Source organism: Erysipelothrix piscisicarius (assembly GCF_003931795.1).
Lineage (GTDB): Bacteria > Bacillota_I > Bacilli_A > Erysipelotrichales > Erysipelotrichaceae > Erysipelothrix > Erysipelothrix piscisicarius.
The window spans coordinates 1,413,530-1,430,062 of the sequence record NZ_CP034234.1 but is presented as its reverse complement, the minus strand read 5'-3'; the positions used below and the strand labels follow the sequence as shown (position 1 = coordinate 1,430,062).

Annotated in this window: 18 protein-coding genes; 16 read left to right on the top strand and 2 right to left on the bottom strand. The window is 37.7% G+C overall.

All coding sequences use genetic code 11. From position 1 onward, the window contains the following. From EEI45_RS07105 to EEI45_RS07065, 9 genes are all read left to right on the top strand, one after another. Window positions 1-1,632, top strand: coding sequence for an Ig-like domain-containing protein (locus EEI45_RS07105; protein WP_125164695.1), 1,632 nt, complete (start codon window positions 1-3; stop codon window positions 1,630-1,632). A gap of 30 nt (window positions 1,633-1,662) precedes the next feature. Continuing rightward, window positions 1,663-2,175: an adenine phosphoribosyltransferase gene (locus EEI45_RS07100; protein WP_003773173.1), complete on the top strand. Its 513-nt coding sequence runs from the start codon at window positions 1,663-1,665 to the stop codon at window positions 2,173-2,175. 44 nt (window positions 2,176-2,219) lie between these two features. Continuing rightward, window positions 2,220-4,418 (top strand): RelA/SpoT family protein, encoded by a 2,199-nt coding sequence (locus tag EEI45_RS07095; protein ID WP_125164694.1) that lies wholly within the window; start codon window positions 2,220-2,222, stop codon window positions 4,416-4,418. Window positions 4,419-4,669: 251 nt separating this feature from the next. After that, complete coding sequence (gene hisS, locus EEI45_RS07090) at window positions 4,670-5,950, top strand: histidine--tRNA ligase (RefSeq protein WP_125164693.1); 1,281 nt, start codon at window positions 4,670-4,672, stop codon at window positions 5,948-5,950. Next, complete coding sequence (gene aspS, locus EEI45_RS07085) at window positions 5,950-7,701, top strand: aspartate--tRNA ligase (protein ID WP_125164692.1); 1,752 nt, start codon at window positions 5,950-5,952, stop codon at window positions 7,699-7,701. Before hisS ends, aspS begins: the two co-directional genes overlap by 1 nt. A gap of 291 nt (window positions 7,702-7,992) precedes the next feature. After that, window positions 7,993-8,583 (top strand): translation initiation factor IF-3, encoded by a 591-nt coding sequence (infC, locus tag EEI45_RS07080; RefSeq protein WP_202605987.1) that lies wholly within the window; start codon window positions 7,993-7,995, stop codon window positions 8,581-8,583. A 21-nt stretch (window positions 8,584-8,604) separates the two neighbouring features. Then, window positions 8,605-8,799, top strand: a complete 195-nt coding sequence (rpmI, locus tag EEI45_RS07075; protein WP_125164690.1) for a 50S ribosomal protein L35 — start codon at window positions 8,605-8,607, stop codon at window positions 8,797-8,799. Window positions 8,800-8,815: 16 nt separating this feature from the next. Beyond that, the gene (rplT, locus tag EEI45_RS07070) at window positions 8,816-9,175 is read left to right on the top strand and encodes a 50S ribosomal protein L20 (protein WP_125164689.1); all 360 of its coding nucleotides are present in this window, start codon (window positions 8,816-8,818) and stop codon (window positions 9,173-9,175) included. Window positions 9,176-9,181: 6 nt separating this feature from the next. Continuing rightward, on the top strand, window positions 9,182-9,625 hold the full coding sequence (locus EEI45_RS07065) for a MarR family winged helix-turn-helix transcriptional regulator (protein WP_125164688.1): 444 nt from the start codon (window positions 9,182-9,184) through the stop codon (window positions 9,623-9,625). A 46-nt stretch (window positions 9,626-9,671) separates the two neighbouring features. On the opposite strand, the gene EEI45_RS07060 is transcribed toward EEI45_RS07065, so the two are convergent. Continuing rightward, window positions 9,672-10,511, bottom strand: coding sequence for a phosphotransferase (locus EEI45_RS07060; RefSeq protein ID WP_125164687.1), 840 nt, complete (start codon window positions 10,509-10,511; stop codon window positions 9,672-9,674). Between the two features lie 51 nt (window positions 10,512-10,562). Between EEI45_RS07060 and rdgB the strand changes: the two genes are divergently transcribed. From rdgB to metK, 7 genes are all read left to right on the top strand, one after another. Then, window positions 10,563-11,141, top strand: coding sequence for an RdgB/HAM1 family non-canonical purine NTP pyrophosphatase (gene rdgB, locus EEI45_RS07055; protein ID WP_125164686.1), 579 nt, complete (start codon window positions 10,563-10,565; stop codon window positions 11,139-11,141). Between the two features lie 2 nt (window positions 11,142-11,143). Next, window positions 11,144-11,863, top strand: coding sequence for a TIGR01906 family membrane protein (locus EEI45_RS07050; RefSeq protein ID WP_125164685.1), 720 nt, complete (start codon window positions 11,144-11,146; stop codon window positions 11,861-11,863). Beyond that, the gene (locus tag EEI45_RS07045) at window positions 11,814-12,332 is read left to right on the top strand and encodes a tRNA (cytidine(34)-2'-O)-methyltransferase (protein WP_125164684.1); all 519 of its coding nucleotides are present in this window, start codon (window positions 11,814-11,816) and stop codon (window positions 12,330-12,332) included. The genes EEI45_RS07050 and EEI45_RS07045 overlap by 50 nt, the downstream gene beginning before the upstream one ends. Window positions 12,333-12,410: 78 nt before the next feature. Continuing rightward, a complete protein-coding gene (locus tag EEI45_RS07040) occupies window positions 12,411-12,551 on the top strand; it encodes a hypothetical protein (RefSeq protein ID WP_003773197.1) in 141 nt (46 codons plus the stop codon). Between the two features lie 12 nt (window positions 12,552-12,563). Further along, window positions 12,564-13,001 carry a RidA family protein gene (locus EEI45_RS07035; RefSeq protein ID WP_125164683.1) on the top strand — a complete coding sequence of 146 codons (438 nt, stop codon included), beginning with the start codon at window positions 12,564-12,566 and terminating at the stop codon, window positions 12,999-13,001. A 165-nt stretch (window positions 13,002-13,166) separates the two neighbouring features. Further along, window positions 13,167-14,045: a YitT family protein gene (locus EEI45_RS07030; RefSeq protein WP_228410300.1), complete on the top strand. Its 879-nt coding sequence runs from the start codon at window positions 13,167-13,169 to the stop codon at window positions 14,043-14,045. A 268-nt stretch (window positions 14,046-14,313) separates the two neighbouring features. Then, window positions 14,314-15,408, top strand: a complete 1,095-nt coding sequence (gene metK, locus EEI45_RS07025; RefSeq protein ID WP_125164682.1) for a methionine adenosyltransferase — start codon at window positions 14,314-14,316, stop codon at window positions 15,406-15,408. On the opposite strand, the gene EEI45_RS07020 is transcribed toward metK, so the two are convergent. After that, window positions 15,398-16,465: a tRNA(Met) cytidine acetate ligase gene (locus EEI45_RS07020; RefSeq protein ID WP_125164681.1), complete on the bottom strand. Its 1,068-nt coding sequence runs from the start codon at window positions 16,463-16,465 to the stop codon at window positions 15,398-15,400. The two genes, metK and EEI45_RS07020, sit on opposite strands and share 11 nt — an antisense overlap. Window positions 16,466-16,533: the final 68 nt, after the last annotated feature.

Here is a 16,533-nt window from a genome sequence, read left to right as displayed (position 1 = left end):
ATGTTTAAAACATTTTTAGCCACAGTATTACTTCTGAGTGGTATTGGGCCAAATCCACAAATTAATAAGCAACCCATTGCGGATAAGATTCCTCCTGCTACGCATCGTGTTGCGGTATCGCAAGATGATACGGAAGTTGTTAAAGATCCAATAAAAATTAAACAAACCAAATATGATTTGTATGAAAATTCAAGCATGCAAATTGATTACACCTTAGAAGGGCTGAGCAAGCAAGCGACGGTATCCTTTAAAAGTGAAAATCCAGATATTGTAAGTGTGTCGGAAAAAGGCTTGCTTACAACGCTTTCAAAGGGATCGTCCATCATCACTATTGTTGCAGTGGATGGGGAACAAATTTATACGAAAGAAATCAGTGTTAAAGTAAATGTTTTGGATGGAACCATCAATTTTAAAAATGAAGACATTTATATTAACCGTGGATTTGAATATGAACTTGAATATACCTTAAGCAATGACGCCATGAAAGATAAAAGCATTATTTGGTCATCTGAGAATACGGCCGTTGCGGATGTTGTAAATGGCAAGGTAACCGCGAAATCTGCGGGGACGACAACGATAACTGCGCAGATTGGAACCATTACATCCAGTGTGAAAGTTACCGTAACCATTCCTTTACGTGATATTGAGTTTAATCCTTCAAATCTCTCCATTGTTTTGGAAGATGAAGTCGCAATCCCTGATCTTATTTTTGTACCTTATGATACAACGACTTCACGCAATGCAAGTTATGTTTCGGAAGATAATGGTATTGTGGAAGTTATCGGAGATCATTTGGTTGCAAAGAAAATTGGTAAAACCAAAGTTACCGCAACAATTGGTGAACATCATGCTGAACTTGAGGTTACAGTTAAATCAAAGCAAACAGAATCCGGTGCCGATATTATCAAACTGAAGGTTGATAAAGAAGATGGCGATCGATTGGTTCTCGTTACAGATAATCTTAGTAAGGCAGATAATCAAAAATACGCGCTTACATTACCGGATGAAATCTTAACGAAGTTTATTGAAGCTCGTGATCATTCAGAAGTGATATTGGTTCTGGATGATGTGTTATTAGAAAAAGATATGGCAAACCTAGAGTCCTTTGTTGTTTCTGAAGCAGTCATGAGCGCCTTAACGGATAAAACATTATCCATTCATTTGGTTGATAAGCGTAACGTACCTCTAATCATCTATAATTTTCAAGGGGCCTATCCACATGATGTGGATTTACGATTTAAAATCATCCAAATCACAGAGCGTTCACCCTTGTATGAACAGTTATCAGGGCGGGCTTTTGAGTTGGTTTTTGCGAATCAATCACAATTTGGTGAAGGGACGACCGTAGAGTTGTCCGCGAAATTGATTGAGTCAACGTTCTCCCAGATGCATTTTATCTATGAACGTACTAACAAAAACGATCTTGAGTTTACCAATCAAGAAGTCTCTGTATCCAATGAAGATCGACTTAAATTTTCGGTAACCAATAATGACTATGTGATTACATTCAATAAGCTTGCGAAAACCGATGATCATTTTATCATTATCTCGTTACTCATTATTGTCCTAACAATAATTGGAGGAAGTGGTTTTTTCTATTTTAATAAGTACAAGAAAAAGAAGAAACTATGATATAATAAATAATGTACTTTGGAGGATGTTATGGATTTAAAAAACTATATTGCAACAATTGATGATTTCCCTAAAGAAGGCATCAAGTTTCGAGATATTACCCCTTTAATGGCCGATGGTGAAGCTTTTGCGGAAGCAACGCGCCTCTTTGAAGGTTTTGCCCGTAAAGTCGGTGCAGATGTTATTGTAGGACCGGAGTCCCGAGGGTTTATCTTTGGGTGTCCAGTTGCTTATGCAATGAATATTGGGTTTGTTCCTGTTCGTAAACCGGGTAAATTACCTCGTGAAACGGTAAGTTACAAATACGATCTTGAATATGGTTCCAATGAACTTCATATCCATAAAGACGGTGTAAAACCAGGACAAAAAGTGCTCATCATCGATGACTTACTTGCTACTGGTGGAACGGTTGAAGCGTCGGTAGCACTTATTGAAGAATTGGGTGCTGAAGTTGTAGGATGTGGATTTCTTATTGAACTTGAAGATTTAAATGGTCGCGACAAACTTGAAGGCTATGAAGTCTTTACAATTATGCAATACTAAGAACGAAGATCCCTTCGTTCTTTTCACAAATTTGGAGGTAGCCGATGAGACAATTTCAAGCTATTAGTTTTGATATGATACTCGAAGAGACGTCAAAATATATTACATCACCTGAAAACATTGAATTAATTACGCATGCATATAAGTTTGCGGAAGCGAAGCATTCAGGTCAATATCGTAAAAGTGGTGAACCGTATATTGTTCATATTTTGCACGTGTGTTATATCCTTTCAAATTTAGGCATGTCTCCAACCACCATTTCTGCAGGATTGTTGCATGACGTAATTGAAGATTGTGATGTAAGTAAAGAAGAACTTGCAGAAGAATTTAATGAAGAAATCGCAACACTGGTGGAAAGTGTTACCAAAATAGGAAATATTGAATTTAAAGATGAGAAGGAGTATCTTGCGGCAAATCATCGTAAAATCTTTATTGCGATGGCAAAAGATGTCCGGGTTATTTTTATTAAACTTGTAGACCGTCTCCATAATATGCGAACGCTCCAATATCATACTCCAGAAAAACAAAAAAAGATTGCGGCAGAAACCTTAGATGTCTATGCTCCGATTGCCCATCGATTAGGTCTTGGTGAAATTAAAAATGAACTCGAGGATTTAAGTTTCAGTTATCTTCACCGTGATAAATATTATGAGATTGCAAGACTCGTGGATGATCGTAAAGCAGAACGCGATGCACAGGTCACACGCATGATTGAAGATATTGCCGAGCTATTGCTCGAGAATAATATTCGTTTTAATATTTTTGGGCGTTCTAAACATCTCTATTCGATTTATAAAAAAATGACGACCAAACATAAACGTTTTGATGAAATTTTAGATTTACTTGCAATCCGAATTATTACCGAAACCGAATTAAATTGTTATGAAATTCTGGGTCATATTCACGCGAATTATCGCCCGATACCAGGGCGTTTGAAAGATTATATAGCAATGCCGAAAATGAATATGTATCAATCCCTTCATACCACAATCGTTGGTGATGAGGGCGCTATTTTTGAAGTTCAAATTCGAACGAAACAAATGGATGAAATTGCGGAGCGTGGGGTTGCAGCGCATTGGCGATATAAAGAAGGCAACACCAATCAAGAAGCAAATCAAAAAGAAATTGAAGATCGCCTTTCATGGTTTAGAGATATTAATATCCTTACCGAAGGTGTGGATGAAAATGCACAAGACTATATGAATGTGCTTCAAAAAGATATTTTTGAGGCTAATGTTTATGTGATGACTCCCAAAGGTCGCGTTATTGGCTTGCCAAATGGTGCAACGCCAATTGATTTTGCGTACCGAGTGCATACCGAAGTCGGACATCAAACCGTTGGTGCTATTGTCAACGGGACCTTAGTACCTTTAAATACACCCCTTAAAACGGGGGATGTTGTTCAGGTTAAGACATCGAAGCAATCGACACCCAGTGAAGATTGGCTGAAAGTAGTCAAAACAACGCATGCCCGAAATAAAATTCGTAACTTTCTTCTAAAACAACAAATGGATAACCGCAAAGAAGTTGTGGATAAAGGCGAGTCTATGTTTAGAGAAGAATGTAAACGTCGTGGTATCGATGAGAAGGAACTCAAGGCTTCAAAACGATTTGAACATGTATACAGTCAGTTTTCAGTAAATTCTTTTGACGATTTAATGTATGCGATTGCTTCTAAATCACTTTCCTTTCCTGCTCTTTTTGAAAAATTAGACCTTAACAAAAACATCAATGATGAAAACAGTAAAGTTGAAAAAGTGGTTGCTCGCAGTGCAACGCAACAAAGCAAGTCAACCAGTAAATCTGGCGTTAGTGTTTCCGGAATTGATTCAATGATGATTGGTTTAAGCAATTGTTGTAATCCAGTCTATGGCGATGAAATTGTAGGTTATGTTACAAAGGGGAGTGGTGTTAAGGTACACCGCAAGGATTGTCCAAACATTGCCCATGAAACAGCCCGTCTCATTGAAGTGCAGTGGGAAGAAAATCATGAACAAGGGGAGTATGAAGCAGTGCTTCAAATTCTCTCAACGGATCGTAACTTCTTGCTTACAGATATCATCACCATTGCTTCACAGCTTAAAGTGCGTTTGAATGCTATTAATTCAGAAATCAACGAGGATCGTATTCATGCGACCACAACGATGCGCGCTGTTGTACGGGATGCAGATCACTTGAAAACATTGATTGCGAATCTGCGAAAAGTTGATAGTGTGATTCGTGTTGATCGCATCACATTGTAATTGCATCTCGAGTTCGATTGTGTTAAAGTAATATCATATTCAATGATCATGATTAAATTCTGGTTTGATGGTAGAGAAATGCTGGTTGGTGAAAAGCATATCAATAAAGGAATGGGACACATGGGAGATACAATTTTGAATCAGTAGAAATTGTCGTGACTCGCGTTAAGAGATTAAGTAAACAACAAAGGTGGTACCACGCGAATAGCGTCCTTGGTAGCACCTTTTTATATACTATAGGAGGTAGAATTATGTCAGAAAATTATCGCGCACCTCGCGGTACACAAGATGTTTTTGGAGCAGAGGCTAAAAAGTGGCAATATATTGAACGCATTGCTCGAGATATGTGTGATCGTTACCATATCACTGAAATGCGCACGCCAATCTTTGAACATACGCATGTATTTGCGCGAGGCAATGATGGTAGTGATGTTGTGAATAAAGAAATGTATACGTTTGAAGATCGTGGTCACCGATCGCTTACACTAAAACCGGAAGGAACTGCGGGCTTAGTTCGAAGTTTTGTTGAACACAAACTGTATGCAACTGGTGGGGCGCTGCAACGTTACTTTTATATTGCACCAAATTTCCGCTATGAAAGACCCCAAGCAGGACGCTTGCGAATTTTTCACCAATTTGGTGTTGAATTTTTAGGGGAAGCAAATCCATATATCGATATTGAATCCATGCTCGTTGGAATCAATATATTAAAAGAAGTTGGAATTACTCAGTTTAAACTTGTTGTAAACACATTGGGTGATCAAGCGTCACAAGATGCATATAAAAAAGCATTGCGTGATCATTTCAGTGGCCATTTAGATACAATGTGCGCGGATTGTCAACGTCGCTACGAGCAAAATCCATTAAGAATGTTGGATTGTAAAGTAGATCAAGACCATGAAGCCATGAAGACGGCTCCATGTAATCATGACTATCTAAACGATGCTTCACGCGATTACTTTGAAGCTTTAAAACGTACACTTAATGAACAACAAATCGAATATGAAATTGATTCTCGTTTGGTTCGTGGTTTGGATTATTACCATCACACGGTTTATGAACTCATTTCTACAGATCCTAAAGCTGCATCGCAATCAACAATTTTTGCAGGTGGCCGTTATAGTAAACTCGTCGAATACTTCGGTGGACCTTCTGTGGATGCGATTGGATTTGCGATGGGATTAGAACGTTTACTCCTGTATGCAGATTTAGCAGGCGTTGAATTTGATACAGAAGATCGCATTGACGTCTTTGGGATGCCTTTGGGAAGTGAAGCAAATGCATCAATGTTTAAGATGGTCGAAACATTACGTGAAGCAGGTTATGATGCGGATATGGATTACTACAACAAATCCATGAAAGCACAATTTAAACAAGTAGATCGCTTTAATGCGAAGATTGCAATGATTTGTGGGAGTGATGAAGTTGCAGAAAATGCAGTAACCTTAAAAAATATTGAAACACAAGAACAATGTCGTGTTGCACAGACCGATGTTGTGGAACAAGTTAGAAAATGGATTGGAGCTAAATAATGGAAAGAACACATCATAATGGAATGTTAAGAATTGAACATGTTGGGGAACATGTGGAACTTGTTGGTTGGGTTGCGAAACGTCGTAACTTTGGGTCCATTAATTTTATTGATTTAAGAGACCGAAGTGGCTTGGTTCAATTAGTTGTGAATCATGATGAATATCCAATTGTTCAAGAATTAAAGAATGAATTTGTCATCGCGGTTCGTGGAACGGTTCGTGAGCGTCAGGACAAAAATCCTAAGATGGCTACAGGGGATATTGAAATCGATGTAACTGACGTTAAAATTATTAATAAAGCAGCACAAACACCAATGATTATTGCGGATGAAACCGATGCATTAGAGGAAACACGTTTAAAGTATCGTTATCTTGATTTGCGTCGTCCTGTGATGCAAAATAAATTAATTACCCGTGCACGTATTGTCACGGAGATGCGTCGTACCCTTGATGAGATGGGATTTATTGATGTTGAAACGCCAATGCTTACCAAATCAACACCAGAAGGCGCTCGTGAATATCTTGTTCCTTCCCGTGTTCATGAAGGGGAATTTTATGCCCTTGCGCAATCACCGCAAATATTTAAACAATTACTCATGATTGGTGGCCTTGAGCGTTATTACCAAGTCGCACGTTGTTTCCGTGATGAAGACTTGCGTGCTGACCGTCAGTTAGACTTCACCCAAGTCGATATTGAAGCATCCTTTTTGGATCAACAACAATTTATGAGTCTTATTGAAGAAATTGTGAATAACGTGATGGTCAATGTATTAAACCTTGAAAAACCACGTATTCCTCAAATTCGCTTTGAAGATGCATTGAATGTTTATGGTTCCGATAAGCCTGACATGCGTTTTGAAATGTATCTTCAAGATTTTAATCGAATTTTTATTCTGAGTGAGTTTAAAGTATTCAGTGATACCCTTAAAGAGGGTGGTGTCTTGAAAGGTCTTGTCCTTAAGGGACAGGCTGAATCGATGACCCGTAAAGTCATGGATAAGTACACAGATCTTGTAAAGAAAAACGGATTAAAAGGTCTTGTCGTCTTGAAAGTTGAAGAAGAAGGTTTCACCGGTGGTGCGGCTAAATTTATCGATGAACAAGAACGCCTTCAAATGATTCAAGAATATGATTTAGAAGTCGGTGATGTTGTCTTTATTGGAAGTGGTATGTGGGAAAACACATGTACGGCAATTGGGGCACTTAGACTTCAACTTGCTAAAGATTATCAGTTAATTCCTGAAGATGCATTTGCATATTGCTGGGTTGTGGATTTCCCAATGTTTGAAATGGATGAGGACGTTATTATTGCCCGTCACCATCCATTTACAGCACCACGAGAAGCGGATGAAGCACTCTTAGAAACTGAACCCCTTAAAGTTATTGCGCAGGCTTATGACCTTGTATTAAACGGATTTGAAATTGCAGGTGGATCGATGCGAATCTACCGTCAAGAATTACAAGAACAAATGTTTGAAATTATTGGCTTTACGCCAGAACAAATTCAAAAACGTTTTGGTTTCTTTGTAGATGCCTTTAAATACGGTACACCACCACATGGTGGTATTGCGTTTGGATTGGATCGCTTTGCGATGGCGTTAACACATTCGGATACAATTCGTGATGTTATTGCGTTCCCTAAAAATGCATCAGCACGTTGTCCATTAACCAATGCGCCATCCCCTGCCGTTGATAAACAACTAGAAGAGTTACACTTAGAAATTGTTCATAAAAAGAAAGAATCTGAATAAACGAAACGCACCCATTGGGTGCGTTTCTTCGTTGCCGGCTTTTCAAAAATTATATTTAAAATAAGTATAGGCAGAATCGTAAAATAAATGTATAATATGTTGGCTAATAATTCACGCTTTGTGGACTTTGTTTCCGGAGCTGTTATTGAGTATTTCATTGACATGTTGATATGACCGTGATATACTTACCAAGCAATAAGAAAGTAGAAGCACACTTCTCACCTGATGATTCATTCATAGGTAATAAGCTTAGGTCACTATTAATTTATACCTTTGAGTGTGTTTCCTATAATGAGACACATTTTTTATTGTTTACACCACAAGGAGGTGAATTTTATTAGTAGAAGATATGGAAATGAAAAGCCAAAAGGACCCGAGGATTTAGTGAACGAAGCAATTCGTTTTAAAGAAGTTCTTGTTATTGGACCTCAAGGTGAACAACTTGGTATCCTTATGCGTCGCGAAGCGTTAGAGAAAGCTTATGAGCACAATCTTGATTTGCTTTGTGTTGCGCCTAATGGAAACCCACCAGTATGTAAAATCGTGGATTACGGTCGCTATCGTTTTGAATTACAAAAGAAAGCGAAAGAAGCGAAAAAACATCAACATGTCACGCAGGTTAAACCACTTCGCTTATCACCAGTTATTGATCAACATGACTTTGATACAAAGTTACGTCATGCTCGTAAATGGTTAGAAGAAGGAATCAAAGTTAAAGTTGACATGAGATTTAGAGGACGTCTTATCACTCGTTTAGAGGTTGGACGAAAGACAATGGATAGTTTCATCGAGGAATGTTCAGATTTAGGATCCGTTGAAAAACGTCCGAAACTCGAAGGAAATACAATGTCTGTAGTCATATCTCCAAATAAAAAGAAATAGTTTATAAGAGGAGGGCCAGTTATGCCTAAAATGAAAACAAAACGTACTTTAGCAAAACGTGTTAAACGTACAGGAACAGGACAATTAAAAAGACAACAAGCTTATGTTTCTCACTTTGCTAGACATAAGACAAACAAACAAAATCGCCAACTACGTAAAGCTACATTAGTTTCTAAGAGCGATTACAAACGCATCAAGCATTTGTTACAAGATTAAGGAAGGATGAATTAGTATGCCAAGATCAACAAATTCAGTAGCGTCACGTGCACGCCGTAAAAGAACATTAAAATTAGCGAAAGGTTACTATGGTTCAAAACATGTACTTTACTGTACAGCTAATGAACAAGTTATGCGTTCACAACGTTATGCTTACCGTGACCGTAAACAATTAAAACGCGAAATGCGTAAACTTTGGATCACACGTATTAATGCTGCTGCTCGTCTCAATGACATGAGCTACAGCCAATTAATGCATGGTCTACGTTTAGCAAACATTGAAATTAACCGTAAAATGTTATCAGAAATTGCTATCCATGATCCTAAAGGATTTACAACTTTAGTAGGAAAAGCTCAAAAAGCTTTAGAAAAATAATAAATCATGAGAGATGATGCTGGTAAAGTAATTAATGAATTATTGGTGGATATTTTTAATCAAATTTTAATATTAGAAGAACGATATCATCGTGTTCATGGTGTTCGATTATCTATGACGGAAATTCATGCACTTGAAAGCATTCAAAAAAGCAAATCGAAAATGATGCGGGATGTTGCGGAGGCGCTTCGAATAACACAAGGCACTTTAACAACAACAATCAATCGATTAAGTCAGAAAGGCTATGTTCTTCGTGAACAAGATGAGAACGACCGACGTGTTTATCGACTCCGTTTGACGGATAAAGGTGAAGCGGTTATGGAAATTCATAATCAATTTCATGAAGCGATGTCTGACCGACTGCTACTTCATCTACAAGATAGAGAAGAACTCATCGATTCCATTGCGGAAATTAATGAATTCTTTAAAGAGTTATATGAAATTACTTAGATCCTTCGGGATCTTTTTTATTATCAATAAAAACAACACACACCTTTTAAACGTTGGCATGTGCTGTTTTTTGATATGCTTCACAGAGCCGCTGATACTTTAAATCAGCAATTTCTTGATAGATGGGTTGCTGATGAGACTCAAACATCATTTGCCCCCAAGCGCACCATAACGCGTTATGAGCGACTTCAAAGACATCAAGCTTATGTTGTAGTGCTGCATCGGGTAAAGAACCAAAGTAGGCTATATAAAAGCGATTTCGGGTCTCGTGATCGATAATGTCATTTTCTGTGATAAAGGACATCACATCTGAACAGGGATCGTTATCCATAGCATACTCATAATCAATAAGATAATCGTGCGTATCTGTAAATAAAAAATTACCAGGAACGAGATCATTGTGACATAAAATCGGATCATCATGAGTATAGTGGTCTGCTTGATCCATTAGATTCTCAACAAAATCTAGATGATAATAGGGATTTTGAATACGGCTACAATATAATTCAAAATGCGCTTTGATACTGAAGATTTTTGCAGACTTAAGATGACGTTTATGGAGTGAAGCCATAAGCTTTGCGGCACGTTCAAGATATTCAATCGAGAAAGTTTGTGCGCCATGAACATAATCGGCACATTTAATTCCTGTTTTGGGATCGAAATACCACAAATGCGGTTCCAGTTCAGTCTTTTTTAAAAGATTAAGAACAGACGCTTCATGGTGATAGTCAAACAAGCCTCGGTTTTCAGGTTTTGGCATTCTTAAAACCACATCATAGTGTTTGGTTTTTACGTGGTAGTTATCATTCGTAAGCCCCGTCTTGATGTGTTGTATCTGAAGGGGTGCTTCATTTAAAATCTGTACAATGGTTTTTTGAATTTTCATAGTGTAATTATAGCATAAGTGTTATAATTTCATAAGACTTGGAGGTATTCTATGGAACTATTAATTGCAAGCCATAATGAAGGAAAGATTCGAGAGTTTCGCGAACTTTTAGAACCTTTAGGCTATTCTGTACTCAGTGCAAAGGATTATGGCATTTCAATGGATGCTGTAATTGAAAATCAGGAAACATTTCGAGGCAATGCCCGTCTTAAATCAAAATATTTATCTGAACAAACGGGCCTAACAGTAATTTCAGATGATTCAGGCTTAGTGATTGATGCGCTGCCAGATATTCTTGGTGTGAAATCAGCACGTTTTATGGGTGAGGATACATCTTATGAATTAAAAAATAATGAAATACTAAAACGTCTTGAAGGTGTAGAAAATCGCAGTGCTCATTTTCATTGTGCGATATCCTTGTATGGCCCTGAATGTGATGAGATTTTTGAAGGTGTTGTTGAGGGGGTCATCGGTGAGATTCAAAATGATGGTACAGGATTTGGTTATGATCCGATTTTCTATCCGGAAGGCTCAGATCAATCGTTTGGTACAATGTCACGCGCTGATAAGAACAACATATCGCATCGTGGTCGTGCAGTTCAATTACTCTTGAATTATTTAAGGGGGTAATCATGAAGCGAAAATGTTACGGATTCGCTGTGATGATTTTTGTTATTTGTATGATGATTATAGCAATTGATTTGTTGTCTTTTAACAGAAGGATGTATGAAACATTTTATAAACGTGATCAAACAGCACAAAAAATTGGAATTACTGAAACTGAATTGGAAGATGTTACGGTGCAACTGTTAAATTATCTAAAAGATCGCGAACCGAGCTTGTCCCAGACGGTTGTCATTAACGGAGAAACGGTTCCTATGTTTAATGAACGTGAACAAGAGCATATGAAAGATGTAAAGGTTTTATATCAAAAAGCGATGTTGTTTCGTAATTTAGGGATGATTTTTGTGGCAATGATGATAGTGGTAAGTTTGGGTTCAGGTGATTATCTTGATCTCGTTCTTAATCGTGATGTCCTCGGCTCATCATTAATGATTTTATTGATGATTTTGGGAACGATAGGAATGATTGCGATTTTGGATTTTGATACGTTCTGGCTTACTTTCCACAATATTGTCTTTAGTAATGATTTATGGCTTTTAAATCCTCGAGTGGACCGATTAATACTTTTGGTTCCCGAACCTTTTTTTATGGGGCTTGTTTATCAGATTCTTGCTGCCACGGCAGCGCTGTTTGCCCTTATGGGCGGTGCCTATTTTGGCTTAGATTGGAAGGTTAAATATGATTCACGTCGTGCTTTACGAACCGGAGATTCCTCAGAACACCGGTAATATTATGAGAACATGTGTAGCAAGCGGTGCTGCACTTCATCTAATTGAACCACTCGGGTTTATCTTAGATGAGAAACGCGTTAAACGAAGTGTAATGGATTACTCGGATGACTTAGTCTTAACACGTCATATGGATTGGGAAAGTTTTTTAGAGACAGTGAACGGTCCCGTGTTTTATCTTACTCGTTATGGCGAATATACTCACAGCGACTTTGACTATGCGGCTCTTGAAGAAACAGATATTTATCTTGTTTTTGGTAAGGAAAGTACGGGGATTCCTAAATCAATTCTAAAAGAAAACTATGACCATTGTTTTCGAATTCCCATGGCTCCCAATGCGCGCAGTATGAATCTTTCAAATACAGTAGCGATTTGTGTATTTGAGGTATTACGTCAAGTCGGATACCCAGAATTAGCGACGCATGAGGTATTAAAAGGAAAAGACTTTTTAAAAGATTTTAATGAATAAAGAACAAAACATGCATGGTGCGGATTCGTTGAATTCAAAAAACCATTAAACTATAATATAAGAAATGAGGTGACAAAGATGATTGAAGATTTAAATGGGTTTTTGAGTTTAGGAAGCCTTCTAATTATCGTCGTTGGTGCGATTGTGGGTTACTTCAAATTAAATAAACGCTTTAAGAAAGATGAAGAAATCGACGAGTACTATCGCGATTTATTGTAGGAGGCATACATCATGGTTCGAAAACAAATCCGTCCCGAATCCGGGCCGAAATCTGTAGGTCCGTATTCAATGGGATTACTGATTGATCAAACGCTTTATGTTTCAGGTCAGTTACCCATTGATGCGGAAGCGAATGTTGTTGCTGAAGATATTGTGAAACAAACAATTCAAACAATTGAAAACATGGAACATATTTTGGAAGCCAGCGGTTTAAGTTTAAGTGATGTCGTGAAAACGACCGTTTATCTTACCGATTTTGAAGATTTTGATAAGATGAACCAAATGTATGCAATTTACTTTTCATATCCTTATCCAGCGCGTAGCTGTGTTGAAGTCTCACGTTTGCCTAAAAATGCCAAGATTTCGATTGATTGTGTAGCAATAGCGCGTGATGATTTGGAATTTGAAGAAGATGAAGATGAAGGATGTGAGGGATGTTGTTGTGATTAGACGACAACCTCTTTTTTTATATCTGCTTGCGATTGTGCGTGTATTCACATAGTTTTTATCATGGATTTTCAAAAATAGGGATTGATTGATTGGGTTTTTATAAAAATGTGGTATTATCAATTTAGAGTTAAGAAGGGATGTACTCAAAGTACAGTTATGATAAATATGGAAAATTTAAGGTTAATTAAACCCAAACATATCGTTGGAATTGTTGTTGGTGCGTTGTTTTCAGCGCTGGCAATTAAGACCTTTGTTCGTCCCGGGAATTTAATTCCCGCTGGAGCTGGTGGATTAACAATCTTATTACTGAAAGAGAGCAGTCGATTATTTGGAATAGAATTGTCTTATGGAATTATGTTCTTCCTCATTAATGCTATTGTGTTGATGTTTGTATGGAAAAAACTCGGTCGTCGTTTCCTTGCATTATCTTTTTTACACGTAGGATTGGTGTCGTTATTTGTTGAGTTATTACCTACAGTTTCCGTTTTGCCTAATGTCGATCCGAACGATCAATTGATCCTCCTGGCAATTTTTGGAGGGGTCATGAATGGGGTTGGATCGTCATTTGCCTTAAAAGTAGGTGGTTCTGCAGGGGGTACGGATTTTGTCGCAATCTATTATTCCATGGTTAAAAATAAGCCAATGTGGGATAAGATTATGTATTTCAATATTACGTTACTGATTTATTCAGGCTTTGTTTATGGTTGGATGCTTGCGTTGTATTCAATTATTTATCAATTTGTATCGACACAGGTTATTGATCATTATCATGATCGCTATAAGTTGTCGAGTTTACACATTATTACCGATATCCCTACGGAAGTATCGGAGGCGGTAATGGCTGTTACACGTCATGGGATTACCAAAATTGATGGTATTGGGATGTTTAAACAAAAATACAAAGCAGTTCTTTATATTGTTGTGAATCAGTTTGAACTTGCATGCATCATTGATGCGATTACGCATACAGATCCAAAGGCGTTTATTGAGATTTCATCTGTAGAACGTATTGAAGGAAATTATCGTCAGAAACCTCTGGAATAGGCATTTATGCTTATTCCTTTTTATATTTGTTGATGGGTCTTGCATAAGTACCGATAAATTGCATGATTTTCATTGCATTTTGGGAACAATTAGTTTAAGATATAGGCACGATTATCAAGAGTTGAGGTAGAGAGTTAGCTCATTAACCTCATACCAACCTGCTAGAGCAAGGTGGTACAGCTAACAACGATAAGAAGCTATAGATGTATTTCTGAGCCTTAGTGTTGTTGCTAGGACTTTTTTTTATGTCGTTAGAAAAGAGGCTAGTATGAATTTAGTATATTTTACATCAGAGAGTGTTACGGATGGTCATCCGGACAAGATGTGTGATCAAATTGCCGATGCAATTTTAGATCAAGCATTAAAACAAGATTCCAATTCTAAAATGGCAGTAGAAGCGACCATTAAAGATAATTTTGTTTTAATTTATGGGGAGGCGAATACAAAAGCAGTGATTGATTATGCACAGGTTGCGAAAGATGTCATTGCAGATATTGGTTATCCTGAAGATTATGAAGTCATGGTAAAGGTTAATAAACAGTCATCTCAAATTAATAACGCGGTTGTTTCCCAAGAAAATGTGGGAGCCGGAGACCAAGGAATTATGTTTGGATTTGCATGTAATGAAACCGAAAACTATATGCCCCTTCCGATTCATTTGGCACATGCTTTATCAAAACGTTTAAGTGATGCGAAATCAGAAATTGATTGGCTTTATCCGGATGGAAAAACACAAGTTACAGTGGCATATGAAGGGAATGAACCGAAGTTTGTGCATACTGTTTTAGTGAGTGCATCTCATCGTGCAGGCATTGATCACGAAACCATCGAGAACACCATTATGGAGTCTGTAATCAAACCTGTTATTGATTCAAAATGGATTACTGAAGAAACACGTTTTATTGTGAATCCAAGTGGTGAATTTAGTATTGCGGGTCCTTTTAGTGATAGTGGTACAACAGGTCGTAAGATTGTCGTGGATAGCTATGGTGGGTTTGGCCGTATCGGTGGTGGCTGCTTTAGTTCAAAAGATCCATCCAAAGTGGATCGCTCAGCCGCTTACTTCTCACGTTATGTCGCTAAGAGTGTGGTTGCGGCAGGGCTTTGTGATAAAATTGAATTGCAATTAAGTTATGCCATTGGTTTATCTGATCCTTTATCGATTCATATTGATACATTTGGAACGCATAAACGTCCTGAATCAGAGATTTTGGACATAATAAAAGCCAACTTTGATTTTAAAGTCGGCAATATTATTTCGGAACTTGATTTATTACGTCCAATCTATCGTAATACCGCTAATTTCGGTCATTTTGGTCGCGATGGGTTCCCATGGGAAGTTATTAAACCCCTCAAGTTTTAATAATTATTTCGGAGACTTCTTGTTTAAGAAGTCTTTTTTGTGTCGCTATATCTTTGGGTAAGGTGTAGACTTCGGTGGCACGCAGTTCAAGATCTTTGAACTGATAATTTTTAAACTGGGTTGTGTAGGGAATCTCTTCATCGGATAATTGACGTAAGTAAGCTTTACCACGTGAATTCATCCCTAAGACCCGTACTTGTTTTAAGGGACGTTCAAGATCCTTGGAATAATTTAAAAGGATATTCATCAAGGTTCGTTGGATCCGTGATCGTGTATAACGTTTTGAGGTGCATGTATCAATTAAATCGGATAGGGGTAAGTGTCGATGTTTGATAAATAGATTTTGAATCCCTTCCGATACGAGTGAATTTTGACTGAGTGTCTCTGATGATTGTACCGAAAGCAAATAACGTATGTATGGTTCATATTCTTCGAGTCGATAGGTGGTTAAGGCATTAAGATTTAAGGGTGTTGTATGGCTTACCGATGTGCCTTCGTGATGGGCCTTTCGGATTGCTGAGGCACTTGCGATATTAGCGGTGATTGAAAGATCATGGTAGGTGTTGGTACGCTGAATGGTAAGGGGTGTAATGCCATACTTTTGACATGCTTGTACATAGTAAACCCCTAAAATATCATTGGCTTGGTGGTTTGATGTGTTTGCGGCATGTGCAAAGGAGTGACCTTGTTCAAGCAAACGTTTATCAAACTGTGGTTCTGCTGGTAAAATATTTGTTTCTGAACCGAATACGAGTGATTGAATTTGTACATGATTTAAGATTTCAACCGCTTTTGACGCAAAAACATCAGCACTTTGAAGTGTATAAAGTGTGGGTAACTCTAAAACGAGATCAACGCCTGCATCCAGTGCGGCTTCGGTACGAACCCACTTATCCAAATATGCTGGTTCACCACGTTGCACAAAATTGGGAGACATAACCGCAATTAAAACATCACTATTCGTGATTTCGCGTGTCTTTTTAATATGGTAAACATGACCATTATGTAAGGGATTATACTCAACTATAATCCCCGTTGCATTGAGTTTCTTTTTCATATTTGTATTTTATCACATATTCATGAAAATAATGTAAAAAACGAGGTAAGAAGTCTTGAAGCATGGTA